At 67.4% G+C, this 20523-nt stretch carries 19 protein-coding genes, 1 tRNA gene and 1 pseudogene; 8 read left to right on the forward strand and 13 right to left on the reverse strand.

Annotated features, from left to right (window positions below; translation table 11 throughout):
- On the reverse strand, positions 1-762 hold a 762-nt coding region (locus tag A9X05_RS09825; RefSeq protein WP_197498993.1), incomplete at its 3' end, for a hypothetical protein.
- 232 nt (positions 763-994) lie between these two features.
- Between A9X05_RS09825 and A9X05_RS09830 the strand changes: the two genes are divergently transcribed.
- Positions 995-1621, forward strand: a complete 627-nt coding sequence (locus A9X05_RS09830; protein ID WP_067780959.1) for an FHA domain-containing protein — start codon at positions 995-997, stop codon at positions 1619-1621.
- 16 nt (positions 1622-1637) lie between these two features.
- On the opposite strand, the gene A9X05_RS09835 is transcribed toward A9X05_RS09830, so the two are convergent.
- Positions 1638-2414 carry an RNA polymerase sigma factor gene (locus A9X05_RS09835; RefSeq protein ID WP_067749224.1) on the reverse strand — a complete coding sequence of 259 codons (777 nt, stop codon included), beginning with the start codon at positions 2412-2414 and terminating at the stop codon, positions 1638-1640.
- Positions 2415-2599: 185 nt separating this feature from the next.
- Between A9X05_RS09835 and A9X05_RS09840 the strand changes: the two genes are divergently transcribed.
- Positions 2600-5206: an FAD-dependent oxidoreductase gene (locus A9X05_RS09840; protein WP_067780962.1), complete on the forward strand. Its 2607-nt coding sequence runs from the start codon at positions 2600-2602 to the stop codon at positions 5204-5206.
- 31 nt (positions 5207-5237) lie between these two features.
- Positions 5238-5486 (forward strand): hypothetical protein, encoded by a 249-nt coding sequence (locus A9X05_RS09845; RefSeq protein ID WP_067749227.1) that lies wholly within the window; start codon positions 5238-5240, stop codon positions 5484-5486.
- Here the strand turns inward: A9X05_RS09845 and A9X05_RS09850 are convergent.
- The 3 genes from A9X05_RS09850 to A9X05_RS09860 form a co-directional block, all read right to left on the reverse strand.
- Positions 5467-6735: a cytochrome P450 gene (locus tag A9X05_RS09850; protein WP_067780965.1), complete on the reverse strand. Its 1269-nt coding sequence runs from the start codon at positions 6733-6735 to the stop codon at positions 5467-5469. The two genes, A9X05_RS09845 and A9X05_RS09850, sit on opposite strands and share 20 nt — an antisense overlap.
- A 209-nt stretch (positions 6736-6944) precedes the next feature.
- Entirely contained in the window at positions 6945-8408 is a 1464-nt protein-coding gene (locus A9X05_RS09855) for an FAD-dependent oxidoreductase (RefSeq protein ID WP_067780967.1), read from the reverse strand.
- A 103-nt stretch (positions 8409-8511) separates the two neighbouring features.
- A complete protein-coding gene (locus A9X05_RS09860) occupies positions 8512-9336 on the reverse strand; it encodes an SDR family oxidoreductase (RefSeq protein WP_067780976.1) in 825 nt (274 codons plus the stop codon).
- Positions 9337-9391: 55 nt separating this feature from the next.
- On the opposite strand from A9X05_RS09860, the gene A9X05_RS09865 reads away from it, so the two are divergent.
- Positions 9392-10084: a demethylmenaquinone methyltransferase gene (locus A9X05_RS09865; protein ID WP_067780970.1), complete on the forward strand. Its 693-nt coding sequence runs from the start codon at positions 9392-9394 to the stop codon at positions 10082-10084.
- A 7-nt stretch (positions 10085-10091) separates the two neighbouring features.
- On the opposite strand, the gene A9X05_RS09870 is transcribed toward A9X05_RS09865, so the two are convergent.
- Positions 10092-10445 carry a DUF732 domain-containing protein gene (locus A9X05_RS09870; protein WP_067213104.1) on the reverse strand — a complete coding sequence of 118 codons (354 nt, stop codon included), beginning with the start codon at positions 10443-10445 and terminating at the stop codon, positions 10092-10094.
- Positions 10446-10536: 91 nt separating this feature from the next.
- A complete protein-coding gene (menJ, locus tag A9X05_RS09875) occupies positions 10537-11775 on the reverse strand; it encodes a menaquinone reductase (protein WP_197498994.1) in 1239 nt (412 codons plus the stop codon).
- Between the two features lie 15 nt (positions 11776-11790).
- Here menJ and grcC1 point away from each other — a divergent pair, with 15 nt between their 5' ends.
- From grcC1 to A9X05_RS09890, 3 genes are all read left to right on the forward strand, one after another.
- Entirely contained in the window at positions 11791-12807 is a 1017-nt protein-coding gene (gene grcC1 / locus A9X05_RS09880; protein ID WP_067749238.1) for a nonaprenyl/(2E,6E)-farnesyl/geranylgeranyl diphosphat synthase, read from the forward strand.
- A 71-nt stretch (positions 12808-12878) separates the two neighbouring features.
- Complete coding sequence (htpX, locus tag A9X05_RS09885; RefSeq protein ID WP_067749241.1) at positions 12879-13733, forward strand: zinc metalloprotease HtpX; 855 nt, start codon at positions 12879-12881, stop codon at positions 13731-13733.
- 135 nt (positions 13734-13868) lie between these two features.
- On the forward strand, positions 13869-14225 hold the full coding sequence (locus tag A9X05_RS09890) for a type II toxin-antitoxin system HicB family antitoxin (protein ID WP_067749244.1): 357 nt from the start codon (positions 13869-13871) through the stop codon (positions 14223-14225).
- Between the two features lie 9 nt (positions 14226-14234).
- Here A9X05_RS09890 and A9X05_RS09895 read toward each other — a convergent pair whose 3' ends face one another.
- The 4 genes from A9X05_RS09895 to A9X05_RS09910 all read right to left on the reverse strand — a co-directional run bounded on the left by A9X05_RS09895 (position 14235) and on the right by A9X05_RS09910 (position 19102).
- Positions 14235-15788, reverse strand: a complete 1554-nt coding sequence (locus tag A9X05_RS09895; RefSeq protein WP_067749249.1) for a SulP family inorganic anion transporter — start codon at positions 15786-15788, stop codon at positions 14235-14237.
- 245 nt (positions 15789-16033) lie between these two features.
- A complete protein-coding gene (locus tag A9X05_RS09900) occupies positions 16034-17059 on the reverse strand; it encodes an NAD(P)H-dependent glycerol-3-phosphate dehydrogenase (protein ID WP_067749252.1) in 1026 nt (341 codons plus the stop codon).
- A gap of 41 nt (positions 17060-17100) precedes the next feature.
- Entirely contained in the window at positions 17101-18585 is a 1485-nt protein-coding gene (locus A9X05_RS09905; RefSeq protein WP_067749254.1) for an NAD(P)/FAD-dependent oxidoreductase, read from the reverse strand.
- 25 nt (positions 18586-18610) lie between these two features.
- The gene (locus A9X05_RS09910; RefSeq protein WP_067749264.1) at positions 18611-19102 is read right to left on the reverse strand and encodes a YajQ family cyclic di-GMP-binding protein; all 492 of its coding nucleotides are present in this window, start codon (positions 19100-19102) and stop codon (positions 18611-18613) included.
- A 69-nt stretch (positions 19103-19171) separates the two neighbouring features.
- Between A9X05_RS09910 and A9X05_RS09915 the strand changes: the two genes are divergently transcribed.
- Positions 19172-19255 (forward strand) — tRNA-Tyr (locus tag A9X05_RS09915).
- A 7-nt stretch (positions 19256-19262) separates the two neighbouring features.
- On the opposite strand, the gene A9X05_RS09920 is transcribed toward A9X05_RS09915, so the two are convergent.
- Together A9X05_RS09920 and A9X05_RS09925 are read right to left on the reverse strand one after the other, a co-directional pair.
- The gene (locus A9X05_RS09920) at positions 19263-20183 is read right to left on the reverse strand and encodes a DMT family transporter (RefSeq protein ID WP_067749268.1); all 921 of its coding nucleotides are present in this window, start codon (positions 20181-20183) and stop codon (positions 19263-19265) included.
- Positions 20184-20266: 83 nt separating this feature from the next.
- A pseudogene (locus A9X05_RS09925) lies at positions 20267-20523 on the reverse strand (oxidoreductase); the annotation flags it as partial.

Here is a 20523-nt window from a genome sequence, read left to right on the forward strand (position 1 = left end):
GCGCGCCGCCAGCAGATGCGTAATACGTTGCGGATCCCCCACAGCCGCCAGTTCCTTGAGAAAGGAATAGACCCCCTGCAGGGGAAAGCGGAAGGGTTCATCCGTCGTCTTGCGCAGCACGGCGCACGCGAGACTGTCTCGGATGCCCGGATTGGCGGCAACCAACTCGGAAGTGATCTGGCCTGGGATGATCGGCATCATCATGCTGTCGCTCGACAGCACGGCGAGCAGGACCTCGTAGCCGTTCGCGGCGGCCAGGTCGTGGAAGAACCCCGGCTGGATGTTGTAAAGGCCATGGTCGACCCATCCCAGGCACGGCGTCCAGTGGATCATCACGCCCCCCGGGGCGGTGTGATCATGAATCGCCTTGAAGCAATTGGCCTGATTGAAGACGTGCTCGGTCGTGCCGTTGTTGATGCAGACGTCGAACCTTGTCCCAAGGTCGAAGGGCAGGTTGAGATCTTGCTGCAGACGGTAGTGATTGGGTGGGAGCAGGTCGATGGCGTTGTAGCTGCGGAAGTCGAACAGGGCTCGGTAGATTCGCTTGGCGTCGGCGTAGACCTGGGCCACACCGTCCGGCGGCGACTCGGCCAGCAACGCGTCGCGCCGTGGCCCTTCGGCGAGAAGGAGCGGGATCGCCTGCACCACATCGATCATGGTCTCGGCTTCGCCGAATTCCAGGAGGCGGCCTTGCTGAGGAAGCAGCCCGCGGCGCGACGCCTCCAGCAGGAAGCTGAGCTCAACATTGGTGATTGCCATCACGAAGTCGGGTTAGGGATGCGACGACGCATGCTCGTAGATTCTATGGCTTCTCGCCGGCAGGGAAAACGGCTACCGGTGATGCGTCACCACGGTCCAACCGCAACCGGGCGTCGTGGACCCGAATACCGGGGGAATCTCGGCAGCCGAGCACGCGATTTTCGGCTCAGCGGACCGTTCTCCGGCCATTCTTTGCGTCGCGGGGTCAGAATGGGCCGTGATAGGAGGGGTCGATATGTCGTCCCATTTGGAAGTGTGGAAGCCGTCGGGGCGGGAGCTGGTCGCGCTCAGTGGTGAACGGGTGACCCTCGGCAAGTCCTTGACCAACGCGGTGTCGTTGGAGCACGACCCGACCGTGTCGCGGGTACACGCCGTCCTGGAGAATTTCGGGCAAGCCTGGTCCGTGCGTGATTTGGGAAGCCGCAACGGCACCTACGTCAACGGGGAAAGGATCGCGGCGGAACGGATCCTGCGGTCGGGAGACGAATTGCGGCTCGGCAGTTCGCGGTTGGTGTTCTGGATGACAAAAGGGGCCGGCGAAGCGCCGGGCGACCAAGAGACCGAAACCGGCAAGTCCATCCTGCGGCCGCCCCGCATGACCGCGCGCGAACTCGATGTCCTCAAGGTTCTGTGCCGCCCGTTCGTCGCCGACGACCCGTTCCCCGAGCCCGCATCGGTCCGCCGGATGGCCCAGGAGCTGTACGTCACGGAGGCGGCCGTCAAGCAACACCTGCAGCACCTGTACGACAAGTTCGGCATCACGGCCGAGGGGGATCGCCGGGTCCGGCTGGCCAATGCGGCCATCCGGCTCGGGGCCGTCAACCGCTCCATGCTGCGTGACCGTCGCACCCAGCAGAAGTGAGCCCGCGGATATTTCGTTACCCGCCGTGTGGCTTGGCCAGCTCGTCGAGTACCCCGCCGCCAAGCAGGGCAACGGCATTGAGGGCGCTGCGGCGGTACCCGTCGCATGTGGGGCACGACTCGATGTGGCGCGCAATGCGTTTCCGCATCAGCACGGTGAACTGATGGTCCCAGCCGGTCAGGTCCGCGGCGAGCCGCGGGCAGCCGTGTTGGGTCGCGCGGCGGGCCACCAACAGGGCGCCCAGTGAGCGTTCGATGGTGTCGCGCAGCCGCTGCAGGACCTTCTTGGTGGAGTCGTAGCTGATGCCCAACGCTTGCGCGAGCTCGGTTCCGGTCGCGCCGTGGCGGTAGGCAAGCTCCAGCACCCGCCGGTCGCGCTCGCACAATCCGTCGGCCGCCTGGTTGATCAGTTGACGGAGTTCGTTCTGGGCGGTCAGCGTGAACGGCCCGGGACCGGTCGCCGCATCGTCGGGCAGCTCGTCGCAGGCGGCCTCGCGGCGGCGTTCGGACAAGGCCCGCAGCGCGCTGCGGCGGGCGATGGCGTAGAGCCACGGCCTCAGCTTGTCCGCGTCACGCAGCTTCGGCAACTGTGTGGTGGCGGTGCAGAAGACATCCTGCACGCAGTCCGAGGCGGCGTGGCGATCACGCAACATGCCGACGCAGTAGGCGTGCAGTGGGCCCGCGTAGCGGTGGTAGATATCGGCCAGCGCCGCGCGATCACCGGCCGCCGCGGCCCGGGCGAGGTCTGCGTCGCTGAGGATGCTGCGGTTCGGCAGTGTGGTCGTGGAAGTCATGACCGAAATGCTCGGGGATTATCGGCGATCAGGTAATTACCGTGAGGGCCACTTTCTTCTCCCGGAAGGGAAGGGTTTCCTACCCATTTGGTAAGGCCCGGGCATGCCGGGCCGCGGCCGGTCGTCAGCAAATCGAGTATCGCCGTACTCAAGACAGCCGGTGAGCGCGGCGGGATCATCAGACGATGACCCATGCAGCCAGCACAGACCGGCCGCTGCCGGACGTCGACGTCGTCGTGGTGGGCGCGGGTATCGCGGGCCTGTACCTCGCCTACCGGCTAAGCCGTGCCGGATACCGGTTCCGCGTCTTCGAGGCGGGCGACGACCTCGGCGGCACGTGGTACTGGAACCGCTACCCGGGCGCCCGGGTTGACGTGCCCAGCGTCGACTACATGTACAGCTTTGATCCCGACTGGCACCGCGACTGGCGGTGGTCGGAGAAGTACGCCACCCAGCCGGAGATCCTGCGCTATCTCAATCACGTCGCGGACAAGCACGACCTGCGCCGCCACCTCACCTTCTCGACGCGGGTGCAGCGCGCAGGATGGGACGACGATGTTTCGCTATGGCGGGTGGGCACCGACCGCGGGGACGAACTCACCAGTCGTTTCGTCGTGATGGCCACCGGCTGCCTGTCCCTGCCCAAGCAGGCCGAGGTCCGGGGGCTCGAGCGGTTCGCCGGCGAAATCTACTTCACCAGCGCCTGGCCGCACGAGCCGGTCGATTTCACCGGCAAGCGGGTGGCCGTCATCGGCACGGGTTCCTCCGGGGTGCAATCGATTCCGGTGATCGCACAGGAGGCGGCGCAGCTGGTGGTGTTCCAGCGGACGCCGAACTTCTCGATCCCGGCGCACAATGGTCCGGTGCCGCCCTCGAAGATCGCGCAACTGACGAATGAGGCGGAATACCGTGCGGCCGCGAAGCTTTCGTTCGGCGGCATCCCGATGGAGCGCGACGTCACTCCCACCTTCGGCGTTTCGGAGGCCGAACGCCAACGCCGCTACGAGCGCGCCTGGGCTGACGGCTTGCTGTTCGAGGCGATCAACGTCTTCGCCGACGTGCTGAGCAATCCCGCCGCCAATCACGAATATGCCGAGTTCTTCCGCGACAAGATCCGCTCGATCGTCGACGATCCCGACACCGCCGCCGAACTCTGCCCCACTGATCACCCGCTGGCGACGAAACGGCCGTGCCTGGACACGAACTACTACGCCACCTACAACCTGCCGCACGTGCGCCTGGTCAACGTCCGCAAACATCCCATCCGGGAAATCACGGCGACGGGGATCGACACCACCGACGAGTCGTTCGCTTTCGATGCGATCGTCTTCGCGACCGGTTTCGATGCGGTGACGGGCGCGATCACGGCGGTCGACATCAGGGGTCGTAATGGTCTGGCGCTCAAGGGCAAATGGGCAGACGGACCGCGGACCTACCTCGGCTTGACCACGGCCGGTTTTCCCAACTTGTTCTTCATCACCGGTCCCGGCAGCCCCTCGGTGTTGACCAACATGGTCGTGTCGATCGAACAGCATGCGGATTGGGTGCTCGACTGCCTCGGCCACCTGAGCGCGGACGGCTTCGAGGTCATCGAGCCCACCGAACTGGCGGAGGCCGGGTGGACGCAGCACGTCAACGACTGCGCCGACATCACCCTCTACCCCCAGGCGAACTCGTGGTACATGGGCGCCAATGTGCCCGGCAAATCCCGGGTCTTCCTGCCGTACTGCGCGGGCTTCGACTTCTACCGTGCCGGCTGCGACGAGGTGGTCGCCCGCGATTACCTGGGCTACAGGAGATCTGGCCCCGCCGGCTCACGCTGCAACGACGGAGTGGTGCGCCGGTTGCAGCCGGACGTCGAGATGGTCCTCAACGAGGTGGCGGCGCTGAATCTGCCGCCGATGGAATCGATGGGCGTCCAGGAGGCTCGCGCGTTGTACGCGCAGATGTCGATGGTGCGACCGCCGGGACCGGATGTCGGCGAGATCGTCGACGGCGTGCTGCCCGGCCCCGCCGGCGATTTGGCGTACCGGCTTTATCGGCCTGCCACCCCGGGTCCGCATCCGGTGGTCGTGTATTTCCATGGCGGTGGCTACGTTCTCGGCGACGCCGTCGCGGATGATCCGCTGTGCCGGGATCTTTGCGTGCGGAGCGGCGCCATGGTGGTCTCAGCTGACTACCGCCATTCACCCGAGAACCGCTTTCCTGCGGCCGTCGATGACGCGATGGCCGCGGTGCGGTGGGTCGCCGACAACGCCGAGGCGCTCGGCGGCATCCCGGGTCGGTTGGCGGTGTGCGGCTGGAGCGCGGGCGGGGGACTCGCGGCGGTGGTGTGCCGGCTGGCGAGGGACATGGGCGGCCCGACCATCGTGGGCCAGGTGTTGTTGACGCCCTTGACGTCCGGCGAGATGACGCGCGCGTCGTTCACCGAGAACGCCGATGGCTACGGTCTGACGACGCCGCTACTTCGGTGGTGCTACGACCATTACATCGACGCTGCGGATCGAGAAGACCCCCGATTCGCCCCCTTGAATGCCGCCGACCTGTCCGGGCTGCCGCCGGCCCTCGTGGTGACGGCCGAGTTCGATCCCCTGCGCGATGTCGGCGAGGCCTACGCCGCCGCGCTGCAGGCGGCGGGGGTGCCGACCGAGCATGTCGGCGCCCGCGGTCACACCCACCTATCGGTGCCGATGGTCGACGTGGTCATCTCCGGCGCGCCGGTGCGGGCGCGGATGGCGGATGCGCTACACGAATTCCTCGTACAGACAAGGGTTTCCCAGCCCACGCCCTGACGGCTCGGCAACAGAGAAAGGACTCGCAAGGATGGTCACGACGCGTGCTGAGGCAGCGGAATACGTCAAGGACGCCGGAGGATTGAAGCTCGTCGTGTTCGGGGCCGACGGGCACGAGGTCGCGGCGATGTTCGTTGAAGGCGCGGTGACGTACAACCCCGAGGAATCGACCTTCATTGCCGTCGCCGAGGACGGTCACCCGGTGGGCGAACTCTTCGTGGACGAATCGGTCGATTACGACGAGAACATCGACGCCTTCGTCATCCGCACCGTGCGCTAGTCGCGGCGACATCGATCTCGGGCGTGAATTCGACTGGCAGCGTGGCGGGTCCGCTCAGCCCGGTCAGCGGCTTCCACGGCGCGGGTCCGGTGCGGCGCGCGTCGGGCATGCGCCGCGCCATGGTCGCCAGGGCTTCGGCGAGCTCGAGTCGGGCCAGGTTCGCGCCCAGGCAGTAGTGCATGCCGGCGCCGAACGTCTGCATCGGCGGGGCCCCCACTCGGGTGATGTCGAGTCGGTCGGGGTCGTCGTAGACGGCGGGGTCGCGGTTGGCTGCGGCGGTGTTTGCGATGACCACGGTGCCCGCGGGGATCACCACCCCGGCGACTTCGACGTCCTCGAGAGCGATGCGCAACGTCGCGGCCGCGATGGGCGAATGCCGCATCGTCTCTTCAACCGCACTGTTCGCGACTTCTGGGTGCTCGCCCAGCAACCGCCACTGCTCGGGACAGTCGCACAGCACGTGCACGGAGGCGGCCAGCTGGTTGCGGGTGGTGTCGGTGCCGGCCATCAGCAGGCCCGCGGCCAGCATGCGTAGCTCGTCGGCGCTCAGGTGGTCGCCGTCGTCCTCGGCGCGGATCAGGTCGGAGATGAGGTCGTCGGTCAGCCGGTGGCGTCGCTGCGCGACCATGTCGTCGATGTAGGCGTCGAGCTCGTCCCATGCGGCCAAGATGTTGTTCTGATGAGCGGCGACCTCCCAGCTGAAGGCCTTGAAGATGTCGTCGGTCCACTCGGAGAACAGCTTCCAATCTTCGGCCGGGGCGCCCAACAGCGCACAGATGATCGGGATCGGGTATTGCCTGGCGATGTCGGCGACCACGTCGCAGCGCCCAATTGCGGTGTGGTGGTCCAGCAGTCCGTTGATCACCCCGTCGATCGTTGCGCCCAGCCGCGCGGTGGCGCGCGGTGTGAACGCCTTGGACACCAGGCGGCGCAGCCGGTGGTGCTCGGCCCCGTCGAGGCTGATCAGGTTGGTGGCGACGCGCTCCCACAATGGGCCGGTCGTGATGCCCTGGGAGGCAAGGAACATCCCCTGGGGCACGCGGAAGCGCGGGTCGCGCAGCACACTTCGGACCAGTTCGTAGGTCAGCACTTCCGGCCCATGCGGGCCGATCGCAATCGGTGCCCGGCGGCGCGCCTCGTGGAGAATCAGGTGAGCCTCTTCGGGGCTCTGGCAGTGCTCGTAATCAATAGTCGGCAGGCCGGCATCGAAGACGCTCGGGCAGGCCGACGTGTCAACCGTGAGTGTCATGGTGGTGCTCCCCAAGGGCGTCGGTTGAGTGGTTTCGCCACCAAATCTTGTTTGCGCTAGACCACCCCACACGCGTAGTCGACTACCTGTCTTGCGGTACCGGTACTTTCGCGAAGTGGTTGGGCTCACCAGGCGGTGTGAAGCCGGTCGCGCCCGTGCGCCGGGAGTGGCGGTGCCGGATGACGGAAGCCGTTCCCCCGGTATGTGCCTTACCCGCTGAGCGGGCCGCAACGGATTTCGAGACGCTCCCGCACCGTGTCGAGAACCCGGCGTTGGCGCTCGCACTCCCGGCGGTGCGTGAGCATGAACCGCGCCATGCCCGGCACCCGTCGCGGCAACGGGTACCACTTATCGAAATCGAGGTTGTTGTCGGTGAATACGCGACGGGGGACGTCGTCGTAGATCAGGCTGAGATTGTGCTGAACGAGGGCGAAGAGCACGTAGGGAAACGCCAGCGGCGCCTTCTGCCTCAGATTCATCCAATCTATTTCGTAGAGCGGAATATCCGTGAGCTTGCCCAGGAACATCAGGTGGCCCAGGAAGTACCCCATGAACGCAGGCAAGTGCAGCATGGCCGACCGCACATTGATGGAAACGACTGCGCCGCTGGGTGAAACGTACGGCTCATACGGGTATTCGTCTGGGAACTTGACGTATCCGGTGCAGTTGATTATCCAGCTACCCGGTTCGATCGTCTTCGTCGATCCGCTCCGGAACACCAACTCGGTCGTGCCGTTGCGATCGACCGCATCCTCGAAATAGTCCATCACGACGTCGTTCAGCCCGGCGGAGATCGTGCGGTTCTCGGCCTCGGACAACACTCCCAACACGAAGTTGTCCGCCTGGGGGGTCAGGAAGGTGCCGTGCGTGGCACGATACCAAGCCTGCACCTCTGATTCGTTCGTGCCGTCGTACCGGTGACTCAACTGGGTGGCGACCGCGCTCGGCGGCGTGCCCGCCCACCACCGGCGGGCGCCGCTCGGCAACAGGTCGTCGCGGCAGGAGAAGAACGTGCCGCGGCCGGCGACCATGTTGACCTCGCGGCCGGGGTAGCTCGTGATCAGCGCGTGCGCGGTGTCCATCGCGGTTTTTCCGCCGCCGACGACCCACACGGGCGCGTCACTCTCCCTGATGTCGCCGGCCCGCACGTCGCAGTAGTCGGGCGACACCGAATGGACGCGCTTGCTCGAGATGGCCAGCGGTTCGTTCGGGGTGATCCCGAGGCCGAAGGCCTTGATCAAACGCGTGGTCTCGACGACGAGCTGCCGCCCGTCGGGGGCCCTGCAGGTGACCCGCACGATGCCGTTCGTCTCTTCTGCGGACTCGAAGTCCCAGCCGAGATACTCCTCGACTCCGACCCGCTGCCTGATCACGTCGACGCAGTGCTCGAAGTGGGCGAGCACCTCGCCCTTGGTCGCCAGATAACTGCGCTCCTTGGCGAGCGTCCACTCGATGTTGCCCGCCGTGAACATGGGGTGCGGCTGGTGCAGGCGGACATAGGGGTAGACGTCGACCCACATGCCGCCGACGCGTCTACGGCGGTCGATCAGGATCACCGTCTGCTCACGCGATAGGTATCGGCTGGCGGCGAACAAGGCATTCAACCCGGCGATGCCGGCGCCGACGATGCACACGTCGCTGGTTGCCACCGGCGCGGACTGGGGTGCGGACATCGGACCGCCTTTCCTCGCAGATGCCCACAATTATGGGTCCGCACCGGGCTGCCGACATGCGTAATCGACTACCTCACTGGTAGGCGCCGACGTCCGCGGCTCGCTACCCCTGGGCCAGCTCGGCGACCGGCTGCCATTCCTCCCAGGTGCGCAGCCGGCTCTCGTAGTCGGCCTTGGCCGTCGCCAGCGGTGAAGCGCCGAAAAAGACTCGCAGCGGCGGCTTTTCGGCGTCGACCACCTTCAGCAGCGCCGTGGCGGACGCCTCCGGACTGCCCGGGCTGGCCCAGCGCTTGCTGCGCTCGGCCTGCACGGCGGCACGAACATCGTCGTACGCCGGCAGCGGATCGGCGTGCCTGGCCGAATCCCCGGCCCAGTCGGTGTCGAAGCCGCCCGGCTCGATCAACGTGACGTGCACGCCGAACGGGGCGACCTCTTGGGCCAGCGCCTGCGAAAAGCCTTCCAGCGCCCACTTGGACGCGTGGTACATGCCGACCAATGGGAAAGCGGTGATGCCCCCGATCGAGGACACCTGAATGATGTGGCCGCTGCGCTGGTCGCGCAGGTACGGCAACGCCGCCTGGGTGATCCACAGCGCCCCAAAGACGTTGGTCTCGATCTGATCCCGTGCGTCTTGTTCGGACAACTCCTCGACGAACCCGAACTGCCCGTAACCGGCGTTGTTGACCACGATGTCCAGCCGCCCGAAGTGGTCGTGCGCCTGCTTGACCGCGGCGAAGTCGGCGTCCCGATCGGTGACGTCCAATCGGATCGGCAACAGCGCGTCGCCGTACTTCTCGGCCAGGTCGTCGAGCGATGCCGTGTTGCGGGCGGTGGCGGCGACGTTGTCGCCGCGCTCGAGCGCCGCGATCGCCCACGCGCGCCCGAAGCCTCGCGATGTACCGGTGATAAACCAAACTTTTTCAGTCACGCAGTGTTGCAACGCCGCCGTCACCGTGTAATTCCCGGACGGTAGCGTTTCCCTCGTGAGTCGTGCGGCGTTGGACAAGGACCCCCGGGACGTCGCGTCGATGTTCGACGGCGTCGCCCGCCGCTACGACCTGACCAACACCGTGCTGTCGCTGGGGCAGGACCGGTATTGGCGGGCCGCCACCCGGTCGGCACTGGCGATCGGACCCGACCAGAAGGTGTTGGACCTGGCCGCCGGCACCGCGGTGTCCACCGTCGAGCTCAGGAAATCCGGGGCATGGTGCGTGGCGGCCGACTTCTCGGTCGGGATGCTCGCCGCGGGTGCCGCGCGCAACGTCCCGAAGGTCGCCGCCGACGCCACCCGGCTGCCGTTTGGGGACGACGTATTCGACGCGGTCACAATCAGTTTCGGGTTGCGCAACGTCGTCGACCCGCGGGCGGCGCTGCGCGAGATGGCCCGCGTCACTCGCCCGGGCGGCCGGTTGGTGGTGTGCGAATTCTCCACGCCGACCAACGGGCTGTTCGCCACCGTCTATAAGGAGTACCTGATGCGGGCGCTGCCGCGGGTGGCCCGCGCGGTGTCCAGCAATCCCGACGCCTACGTCTACCTCGCGGAGTCGATCAGGGCCTGGCCGGACCAGACCAAGTTGGCGCACGAGATTTCGCGGGCCGGATGGGCGGCGGTTCGGTGGCGCAACCTGACCGGCGGCATCGTGGCGCTGCATGCGGCCTACAAGCCGCTGCGCTGAAAACGGGCTAGTGGGTGCCGGCCCGCTGAACGAAGCCGACCTGGTCGGGGCAGTAGTGGTCCACAGCGGCCCCGAGGAACTGGAACGCCTGGCCCTGGGTGGTGCCGCGCGGCAGGTTGTGCTGGATGAAGTTGGCCGACTTGTACGGGTCGCCGTCCACGCCCCGGCCGATCCGGTCGCAGGTGATCTTGCCCAGCCACGCGAGCTGGTCCTGCGGCTGGTAGATACCGAAGCCGTTGACGGTGTTCTTGAACGGGGCGTCGTAATCGTTCGACGGCGGCGGCGAGGCCAGCGCCGGCGCGGCCAGCGCGATGGCGGCGGCAGCCAGGCCGCCGATAGTAGCCAGCTTCGTTCCCTTCATTAGCCGGACTATACACCGCTCATCTGAAGCGCGCGGAAAAATGTCCACTGCCCCGATCCGGCCGGATGACCGTTTGCGCAGGTCAGTCGGCTCAGGTGAACGGCACCCGGCGATCGATCAGCCGCGACAGCCGGCCGCCGCCCCGCCAGGCCCGCGCGACCCAGTCCGCGTCGTCGTCGGTGACCAGGTTGGCCATCACCCGCACGGCGATCGTCATCAGCCGCGGCGAGCGCATCGCGATCGGTCCGGTCGCGGGCAGGAAGCGCTGAAAGGTCAGCAACAGCGCCAGCCGGCGCGCGACCGAGAAGCCCCGGCCGTAGTGCTGCTGCAGCAGCGACGGCCACACCCGCGACAGGTCTTGAGACAGTTCGCGGCAGTCCAGCAGCTCGGCGGCCAACCGTCCCGTCTCCATCCCGTAGTCGATGCCCTCCCCGTTCAACGGGTTGACGCAGGCCGCGGCGTCGCCGATCAGCATCCAGTTGGGCCCGGCCACCCCGGACACCGCGCCGCCCATCGGCAGGAGCGCCGACGCCACCGCCCGCGGCGGGCCTTCGAAGCCCCATTCGTCGCGCCGCAGGTCGGTGTAGTAGTCGATCAGCGGGCGCAGCGCCAGGTCGGCCGGCCGTTTCGACGTCGACAAGGCCCCGACGCCGATGTTCACCTCGCCATTGCCGAGCGGGAAGATCCAGCCGTAGCCGGGTAGCACCGCGCCGTCCGGCGAACGAAGCTCCAGGTGCGACGTCAGCCACGGGTCGTCGGCGCGCGGGGTGGCCAGATACCCGCGGGCGGCGACGCCGTACACCGTCTCCTGGTGCCAACGCCGGCCTAGTTTGCGGCCCAGCGAAGAGCGGGCCCCGTCGGCTACGATCAGCTGCCGGCAAGCCACCTCCGTGCCGTCGGCCAAGGTCAGCGATGCCACCCGCCTCGACGAGTCATGATGCACCGCAACGGCTTTCGTTCCCAACATCATTCGCGCGCCGGAATCCTCGGCGACCTTGCGGATCCGGTCGTCCAACTCGAGTCGGGCCACGGCGCTACCGGTCGACGGAAACGACGGGCCCGGCCAGTCGACCTGGACCTCGCCGCCGAAACCGCTCATCCGCAGGCCGCGATGCCGGATGCGGGTGTCCAGCCAGTCGCCCAGCCCGAGGCGCTCGCACTCGGCGACCGCGCGCGGCGTCAGCCCATCACCGCACGCCTTGTCCCGGGGGAAGCTGGCGGAGTCGATGACCAGCACGTCGTGGCCCGCGCGCGCGGCCCACGCGGCCGCCGCCGAACCCGCGGGTCCGGCGCCCACGACCACCAGGTCGGCTTTGGTCTCCACGCTCACCAGTATGTTGGTCGGGTGAGTACTCCGGCGACGGTGGTGGCGGGCATCGACTTCGGCGACCCCGCCTTCGCCGCCACGGTGCGCGACGGCGTCGGGCGGATCGAACGGCTCATGGACACCGAGCTGCGCAGCGCCGACGACGTGATGACCGACTCGCTGACCCACCTATTCAAGGCCGGCGGCAAGCGATTCCGGCCGTTGTTCACCGTCCTGTCCGCCCAGATCGGGCCGAACCCCGACGCGCACGAGGTGACGATCGCCGGCTCGGTCATCGAGCTGGTGCACCTGGCCACCCTCTATCACGACGACGTGATGGACGAGGCGGAGGTGCGCCGGGGCGCGCCCACCGCGAACGTCCGCTGGGGGAACAACGTCGCGATCCTGGCGGGGGACTACCTGTTCGCCACGGCGTCGCGGCTGGTGTCGCGGCTCGGGCCCGAGGCGGTGCGCCTGATCGCCGAGACGTTCGCCCAGCTGGTGACCGGGCAGATGCGGGAGACGCGCGGCCTGACGGGCCCGGCCGAGGGGGCCGATCCGATCGAGCACTACCTGAAGGTGGTGTACGAGAAGACCGCCTGCCTGATCGCCGCGGCGGGCCGGTTCGGCGCCATGTTCTCCGGCGCCGACGCCGAGCAGGTCGAGCGGCTCAGCCGGCTCGGCGGCATCGTGGGCACCGCCTTCCAGATCTCCGACGACATCATCGACATCGACAGCGACTCGCATGAGTCCGGCAAGCTGCCCGGCACCGACGTGCGCGAGGGCGTGCACACGCTGCCGATGCTCTACGCGCTGCGCGAACCCGGGGCCGACGCGGTGCGGCTGCGTGAGCTGCTGGCCGGGCCCATCGACGACGACGCGGCGGTGGCCGAGGCGCTGGCGCTGTTGCGGGCGTCCCCCGGGATGGCCAAGGCCAAGCAGACGCTGGCCGAATACGCGGGGCAGGCGCGCGACGAGTTGGCCCTGCTGCCCGATGTCCCCGGCCGGCAGGCGCTGCAGACGCTGGTCGACTACACCATCAGCCGGCACGGTTAGCGCGTCGAGGGAACCTTTGGCGCCTTTTCAGGCGTTCAATGAGCGATAGTCGACGCTCCAAGGAGGACCCGATGACCTGGCATCCCCATGCCAACAGGCTGAAGACCTTCGCCCTGTTGGTCGGTATGTCCGCGTTGATCGTGTTCGTGGGCTCGCTGTTCGGCAGGACCGCGATGTTCCTGTCGGTGCTGTTCGCCATCGGCATGAACGTCTACACCTACTACAACAGCGACAAGCTGGCGCTGCGGGCGATGCACGCGCAGCCGGTGTCCGAGCTGCAGGCGCCGGCGATGTACCGGATCGTGCGCGAACTCGCCACCGCCGCGCACCAGCCGATGCCCCGGCTGTACATCAGCGACACCAACGCGCCCAACGCGTTCGCGACCGGCCGTAACCCGCGCAACGCCGCCGTGTGTTGCACCACCGGCATTTTGGGAATCCTAAGCGAACGCGAGCTGCGGGCGGTCCTGGGGCACGAGCTGTCCCACGTCTACAACCGCGACATCCTCATCTCCTGCATCGCCGGAGCGATGGCGTCGATCATCACCGCCCTGTCCTACATGGCGATGTTCTTCGGCGGCAACCGCGACGACGAGGGCAATCCCTTTGCGCTGCTGTTGGTTTCGCTGCTGGGTCCGATCGCCGCCACCGTGGTGCGGCTGGCGGTGTCGCGGTCGCGCGAGTACCAGGCGGACGAATCGGGTGCGGTGCTGACGGGCGACCCCCTGGCCTTGGCGTCGGCGCTGCGCAAGATCTCGGGCGGCGTCCAGGCGGCCCCGCTGCCGCCGGAGCCGCAGCTGGCCAGCCAGGCCCACCTGATGATCGCCAACCCGTTCCGCGCGGGCGAGCGGATCGGGTCGCTGTTCTCGACGCACCCGCCGATCGAGGACCGCATCCGCCGGCTGGAGGCGATGGCGCGCGGCTAGCCGAGCATGAGTCCGTCGCGGGATTTGATATCGCCCGCGCTATCAAATCCGGCGAGAGCCATATGGTGCGGAGAGGCCCGTCCCTGGGGATGAGTGACTCCCGGATTTGATATCACCCGTGCTATCACATTGCGCGTGGACCACTACACCTACCGAGCGCAGTGGTTGACCGACTACGACGAATACCTAGGCGTATGCGTCGAATTGCCGTACCTGAGGCGCCAAGCGCCCACCGCGCCCCAAGCGGTGGCCGCCATCGAGGACGCCGTCACCGAGCATGTGGAGGTCCTGCGCGCCTGCGGCGACGAAGTTCCCGAACCGCTGTCGCGGCGCCACTACGGCGGGCGATTCCTGGTGAGAACCTCGCCGGAGTTGCATGCCCGCCTCGCGCTGGAGGCCACCGAGCAGGGTGTGCCGATGAACCAGTGGATCGTCCAGAAGCTCAGCGGGAGGGCGCCGAGCGGCACCTTCGGGCTTTCCGGGTGGGATTGAGCATGCCAATCAGGCAGCGGCCTCGGGCCTTTCGGGCTCGACGACCTCACTCGCATTTTTGCCAGCGGCATGGCCGGTCTCGAACCTCCCGCGGATGTTCACCGTGCCGCCGTTGGCTTCGTGCTGGCGCTGCCAGTCGCTGATCGTCTGATGCGCCGCGTGGTCCAGGTAGTGCACCGAAACATCCACGGTGACAACGGTTCCGGTGGGAATCGAGGCCAGGACCCGGGTGAGTCGCGGGAGCGCCAGGAACGTGCACGCGGCGCCCTCGATCTGCACCTGCCACTCGCCGTCGACGGACGTGGCGTCGACCTTGGCCCGAATCACCCGCCAACCGGTCAGCGCGATGGCCAGCGCGAGGCCGATCATCACCCCGTGCAGCAGGTTGAGGAACACCACACTGACGGCGGTCACGACGTACACGGCGAGATCGCCGTGCTTCATCGCGGTTTCGATATGGGCCGGCTTGAGCAACTGGATGCCGATGACGATGAGCAGCCCGGCGAGCGCGGCGGTGGGGATTTCGTCGACCAGCCCGGCGAACGGGATGGTGAACAGCAGGATCCACACGCCGTGCAGGAACGCCGAGGCGCGCGACTTGGCGCCCGCGTTGACGTTGGTCGAGCTGCGGACGATGACGCCGGTGACCGGCAGCCCGCCGATCGTGCCCGACACCATGTTGGCGGCGCCCTGCCCGACCAATTCCCGGTCGAAGTCGGTGCGTGGCCCGTTGTGCATCCGGTCGACCGACACCGCCGACAGCAGGCTTTCGACGCTGGCGATGAGCGCGACGGTGATCACGCCGATCGCGACCGCGCCCCAGCCGTCGTGCGGAATGTCGGGCAGCTGCAACGCGTCCAACGGCGAGCCCTCGAGGTCGATGCGGCGCACGTGGAACGGAAAGACGACCGACACCACCGTCACGACCACGATCGCGACCAACGGGCCGGGAACGCGGCGCAACTTGGCGGGAACCCACCGCCAGCAGACGAGGATGGCGATCACCAATGCGCCCAAGATGACCCCCGGCCGGTGCGCGCCGATGATCTGCCCCGGCAGCTCGATGACGTTGTGCCAGGCCGTGCTCTTGGATTTTCCGCCCAGCAGAACGTGCGCCTGTTGCAGCGCGATCGTGATGCCGATGCCGGCCAGCATGGCGTGCACGACCACCGGCGAGATCGCCAGCGCCGCCCGCGCGACGCGGCTGAGCCCCAACAGCACCTGCAGGGCGCCGGCGGCCACGGTGATGAAACACGTTACGCCCCAACCGAAGTCGGATACCAGGTCGGCTACCACCACCGTCAGTCCGGCCGCTGGGCCGCTGACCTGTAGCGGCGACCCGCCGATGGCGCCGACCACGATGCCGCCGACGATGGCGGCGATCAGGCCGGCCAGCACCGGGGCGTTGGATGCGATCGCGATCCCCAGGGACAACGGGAGCGCGACCAGGAAAACGACGAGCGACGAAGGGAGGTCGTGCCGGATGATCGACCGCACGCGGTCTTTGCGCGGGCTGGCGGTCTGGTCGTGAGGTTGGTTGCCGAGCTGTTCGATGTGTTGCATCGGTCGCTTCCCTCGTTAGATGTTTGCGGGGGATGTTCCGATGTCCGCCCCATATGGCGCTGTATTACGTCGGCGTAAACTCTTGGCGCACAAACGGTTACGACCCGGCCGGACCCACACTGGCACGGCCGGGAATCCCTGGCTGCTGCATCGACGGTATTTTGCTGGCGAACCGAGGGTCAAGCGGACGGGCCCGGCCCATATGGAATGCAAAGATTTGAATTCGACCGGTGTCAGATGGCCCGTCAGAAGCCCGAGCCGTGCACCTCGTGCCCGGGTACCTCGACCATCAGGCCGCGGTAGGCGTCCTCGACCGTCGCACCGTGGTTGATCACCGCGTCGACCTCGCGGGCGATCGGCATGTTCAGGCCGAACTCATTGGCGAATTCCATGATCACGCTGGCGGCCTTGACGCCTTCGGCGACCTGGTTCATCGAGGCGATGATCTCGTCGATCGGCTTGCCCGCGCCGAGTTGTTCACCGACGTGGCGGTTGCGGCTGCGCTGGCTGGTGCAGGTGACGATCAGGTCACCCAGGCCGGCCAGGCCCGGGAAGGTCTCGGGGTTGCCGCCCAGGGCAACGCCGAGCTTGGTCATCTCCCGCAGCGCGCGCGCGATCACCAGCGCGCGGGTGTTCTCACCGATGCCCAGCGAGTAGCCCATTCCCACCGAGATGGCATAGACGTTCTTCAGCGCCCCGGCCATCTCCACCCCGATGACGTCGTCGGTGGTGTACACCCGGAAACGCCGGGTGCGGAACAGCCCGGAAAGCCGGGTCGCCAGGTGCTGGTCGGGCATGGCCAGCACCGCCGCGGCGGCGTAACCCTCGCCGACCTCGCGGGCGATGTTGGGCCCCGCCAGGATGCCGGCCGGATGACCGGGCAGGACCTCCTCGATGATCTGCGACATCCGCATGTTGGTGCCCTGCTCGAGCCCCTTGACCAGGGACACCACCGGTACCCAGGGCCGCAGTTCCTTCGCCAGCTCGGTCAGCACCCCGCGGAACCCGTGTGAGGGCACGCCCATGACTACGACGTCGGCGCAGTTGGCCGCCTCGGCGAAGTCGGTGGTGGCGCGCAGGGTGTCGCTCAGCACCGCCTCGTCGCCGAGGTAGCGGCTGTTGCGGTGGTTTTCGTTGATGTCCTTCGCGGTCTCCTCCGAGCGCACCCACTGCAGCGTCGGTCCTCGTCGCGCGCAGATGGAGGCAACCGTGGTCCCCCAGGAACCGCCACCGAGGACAACGACCTTGGGTTCACGCATCTCTGCTGCCATGGCGATCAGCGTATTGCCGACATCGAAGATTTAGAAGCAGTTCACCCGGCGAGTGCCCGGTCGGACGCCCGGCCGAACACCATCGCCTCCTCGATGCGGTCGAAGCGGTAATCGATGGCGTCTGCCAGGTAGTTCTGCCGCACGTTCCACGGCCGCCTGGTTCCCGACTTCGGGAGCGCGTGCACCGAGCGCAGCACGTAGCCGGCGTTGATGTCCCACGAGGGCTTCTCGGTCATCGGCTCGTTGCCGCGGTGCGGGTAGGCGTGCGTGTAGCCGTGGGCGGCCATGTGCGCCAGCAGCTTTGCCGTCGCCCGGGCGGTGATGTCCGCGCGCAGCGTCCACGATGCGTTGGTGTAGCCGACGCACCAGAACAGGTTGGGCACGTCCTCGAGCATGTGTGCCTTGTAGACGAAGCGGTCGTTGGTCTTGATCTCGTTGCCGTCCAGGCTGATCGCGGTGCCGCCCAAGGCCTGCAGCTGCAACCCGGTGGCGGTGACGATGATGTCGGCGTCGAGGTGCCGACCGGATTCGAGCGCGATGCCCGTCGCGTCGAAATGGTCGATGTGGTCGGTGACCACCTCGGCGCGGCCGGCGCTGATGGCCCCGTACAGGTCGGCGTCGGGGATCAGGCACATCCGCTGGTCCCACGGGTCGTACCGCGGTTTGAAGTGGGTGTCGACGTCGTAGCCGGGGGGCAGGCTGGCGATCGCCTTGCGCCGCAGCAGCCACCGCACCAGGCCCGGCGCCTTGCGGGACAAGGCGAAGAACACCGCCTCGGTCAGTGCGCTGTACATCCGGACAACCAGGTGGGCGGGCTTGCGCGGCAGCACCTTCCGCGCGACGGCGGCGACCCTGCCGTATTTCGACGCCGAGATCAGATAGGTGGGCGAGCGCTGCAGCATGGTGACCTTCGCGGCCCGATCCGACAGCGACGGCAGCAGGGTGACCGCGGTGGCCCCGCTGCCGATCACCACGACCTTCTTGCCGGTGTAATCGAGGTCCTCCGGCCAGTGCTGGGGATGCACCACGGTCCCGCCGAACGTTTCGATGCCCGGGAAGTCGGGGGTGTACCCCTCGTCGTAGTTGTAGTAGCCGCTGCCGAAGAAGAGGAACCGGCCGCGGTAGCGCTTCGGCGCGCCGTCCTGCTCGACGGTGACCGTCCAGGTGTCGGTGGACGAATCCCAGTCGGCCGAGCGGACATGACTGTCGAATCGGATGTGGCGATCGATCCCGTATTTGTGCGCCGTGGCGGCCAGGTACTCGCGGATGTGCACACCGTCGGCCACGCCCTCCTTACGGGTCCACGGCTCGAACGGGAACGACAGCGTGAAAATGCTGCTGTCCGAGCGCACCCCGGGGTAGCGGAACAGGTCCCACGTGCCGCCGATCTGCGCGCGCCGCTCCAGGATGGTGTAGGTCAGCTGGGGGTTGCGCTCGTTGATCCGGTAGGCCGCGTCGATGCCGGAGATGCCGGCACCGACGATGATGACGTCGGAGTAGTCGGCCTCGGTAGGGGTCATCGCCATTGAGAACCTCGCTTACGGCCGTGGGCTACCGGTAGTTCACGAACTGCAGCGCGACGTCCAGGTCGGCCTGCTTGAGCAGCGCCTGGACGGCCTGCAGGTCGTCGCGCTTCTTGCTGGTGACGCGGATCTCGTCGCCCTGGATCTGCGTCTTGACGCTCTTGGGGCCCTCGTCGCGGATCAGCTTGGTGATCTTCTTGGCGTTCTCGCTGCTGATGCCCTGCTTGATGGTGCCGCTGACCTTGTAGGTCTTGCCGGATGACTGCGGTTCACCGGCGTCGAACGCCTTCATCGAGATGTCGCGGCGGATCAGCTTCTCCTTGAAGACGTCGACAGCCGCCTTGACGCGTTCTTCGGTGGACGACGTCAGCTCGATTGCCTCGTCGCCCTTCCACGCGATCGTGGTGTCGGTTCCGCGGAAGTCGAAGCGAGTGGCCAGCTCCTTGGCGGCCTGGTTGAGCGCGTTGTCGACCTCCTGGCGCTCGACTTTGCTGACAATGTCGAACGATGAGTCCGCCATTCGATCCGTCCCTTCATCCGGTGATGGCCGTTTGTGCTTTGTCTACCCCCTCGTTGTAACCTGTCTGGCGGCAGGTTGCCCGAGCGGCCAATGGGAGCGGACTGTAAATCCGTCGCGAAAGCTTCACAGGTTCGAATCCTGTACCTGCCACCAAGCTTCATCAGAGCGCGGGCTTCACGGCTTTCGGCTCGTCCTCGATCCGCACGTCGCGCCCGGCGCCCGCCGACACCGTGGCGGCCTCGCCGCGAGCCAGGCCCACCGTCGCGACGATCACCAGCGCCGCGGCCACTCCCAGCACAACCCAGTCGAAGCCGTGCGCGTCCAACGTCTCACCGAGCACGGTGATCCCGAGGACCGCGCCCACGATCGGCTTGGCGGCGATGATCGTCGGCAACGAGGCGGTCAAGGCGCCGGCGCGGTACGCCGACTGGTGGATCACCATCCCGGCCGCCCCGCAGAACACCCAGCCGTACACCTCGGGTCTGGTCCACAACTGGTCGGGGTTGTGTTCGAGGATGTCGACGACGCCTTTCATCAGCACCGCGAAGACGGCCAGCAACGAACCGGCGACCGCCGCGAGCAACAACGCCGCCACCGGCCGATCCGACCAGACCCGGGCGCCGGCCATCGCCAACAGCAGCGGCGGGGCCATGGCCAGGGCCACGATCAGCCATACGTCGGCCGCCGCGCGCTCCTGACCGCCCGCCGGCTGGCCGACCGCGATGACAACCACCAGCGCCGCGGTGAGCACCACCGCCCACAGCCACTCCGGGCGGGTGACCGGGTGGCGGCTCATCCGCGCATAGATCGGCAGCGCGAACAGCAGCGACGTCACCTGAAGCGACATCACCAACAGCACGGAGCCCTTGTCCAGGGCGGCGGCCAGCAAAACGTAGCTGGCGATGTCGCCGAGACCGCCCAGCAACCAACGCCTGTCGCGCAACAGCATGCCGAACAGCGCGAGGTGGCCGACGGGTTTGTCGGTGACCTCCTGCGCGGACCGCTGGCGGACCACGTTGCCGATCGCCGACGCCAGCGCGGCAAGGAGGGCAAGGATCGCCGCCATATCAGTGTTCGACACGGGTTACCTCCTCGCCTGGGCGTCGCTGCACGGATTTGCTCACCAATCTAGTCGGGCTGCGGCAAACCGCCCGTCGAGCATTCTCATAGCGGGAAAGCGGTGCCGGTGAGCTGCTCGGAAAGGTCCCACAGCGCCGCGGCGGTGCCCGCCCGCTTGGCCGGCCAGTTACGCCAGGTCGGCTGGGTGCGGCCATACAGACCGAAGCGCGGGCCGACGAAGGTGTCGCCGGGCAGATCCTGCGAGACCGCGTACAGCGTCTGCCTGGCCCCGAAATCGGCGTCGGTGGACACGATGCGGTCGACGGCCAACACCGCCGCGTCGCCCAGCTTGCGTCCGGAGT

The organism is Mycobacterium sp. E3298 (assembly GCF_001666895.1).
In the GTDB taxonomy this organism is placed as follows: Bacteria; Actinomycetota; Actinomycetes; order Mycobacteriales; family Mycobacteriaceae; genus Mycobacterium.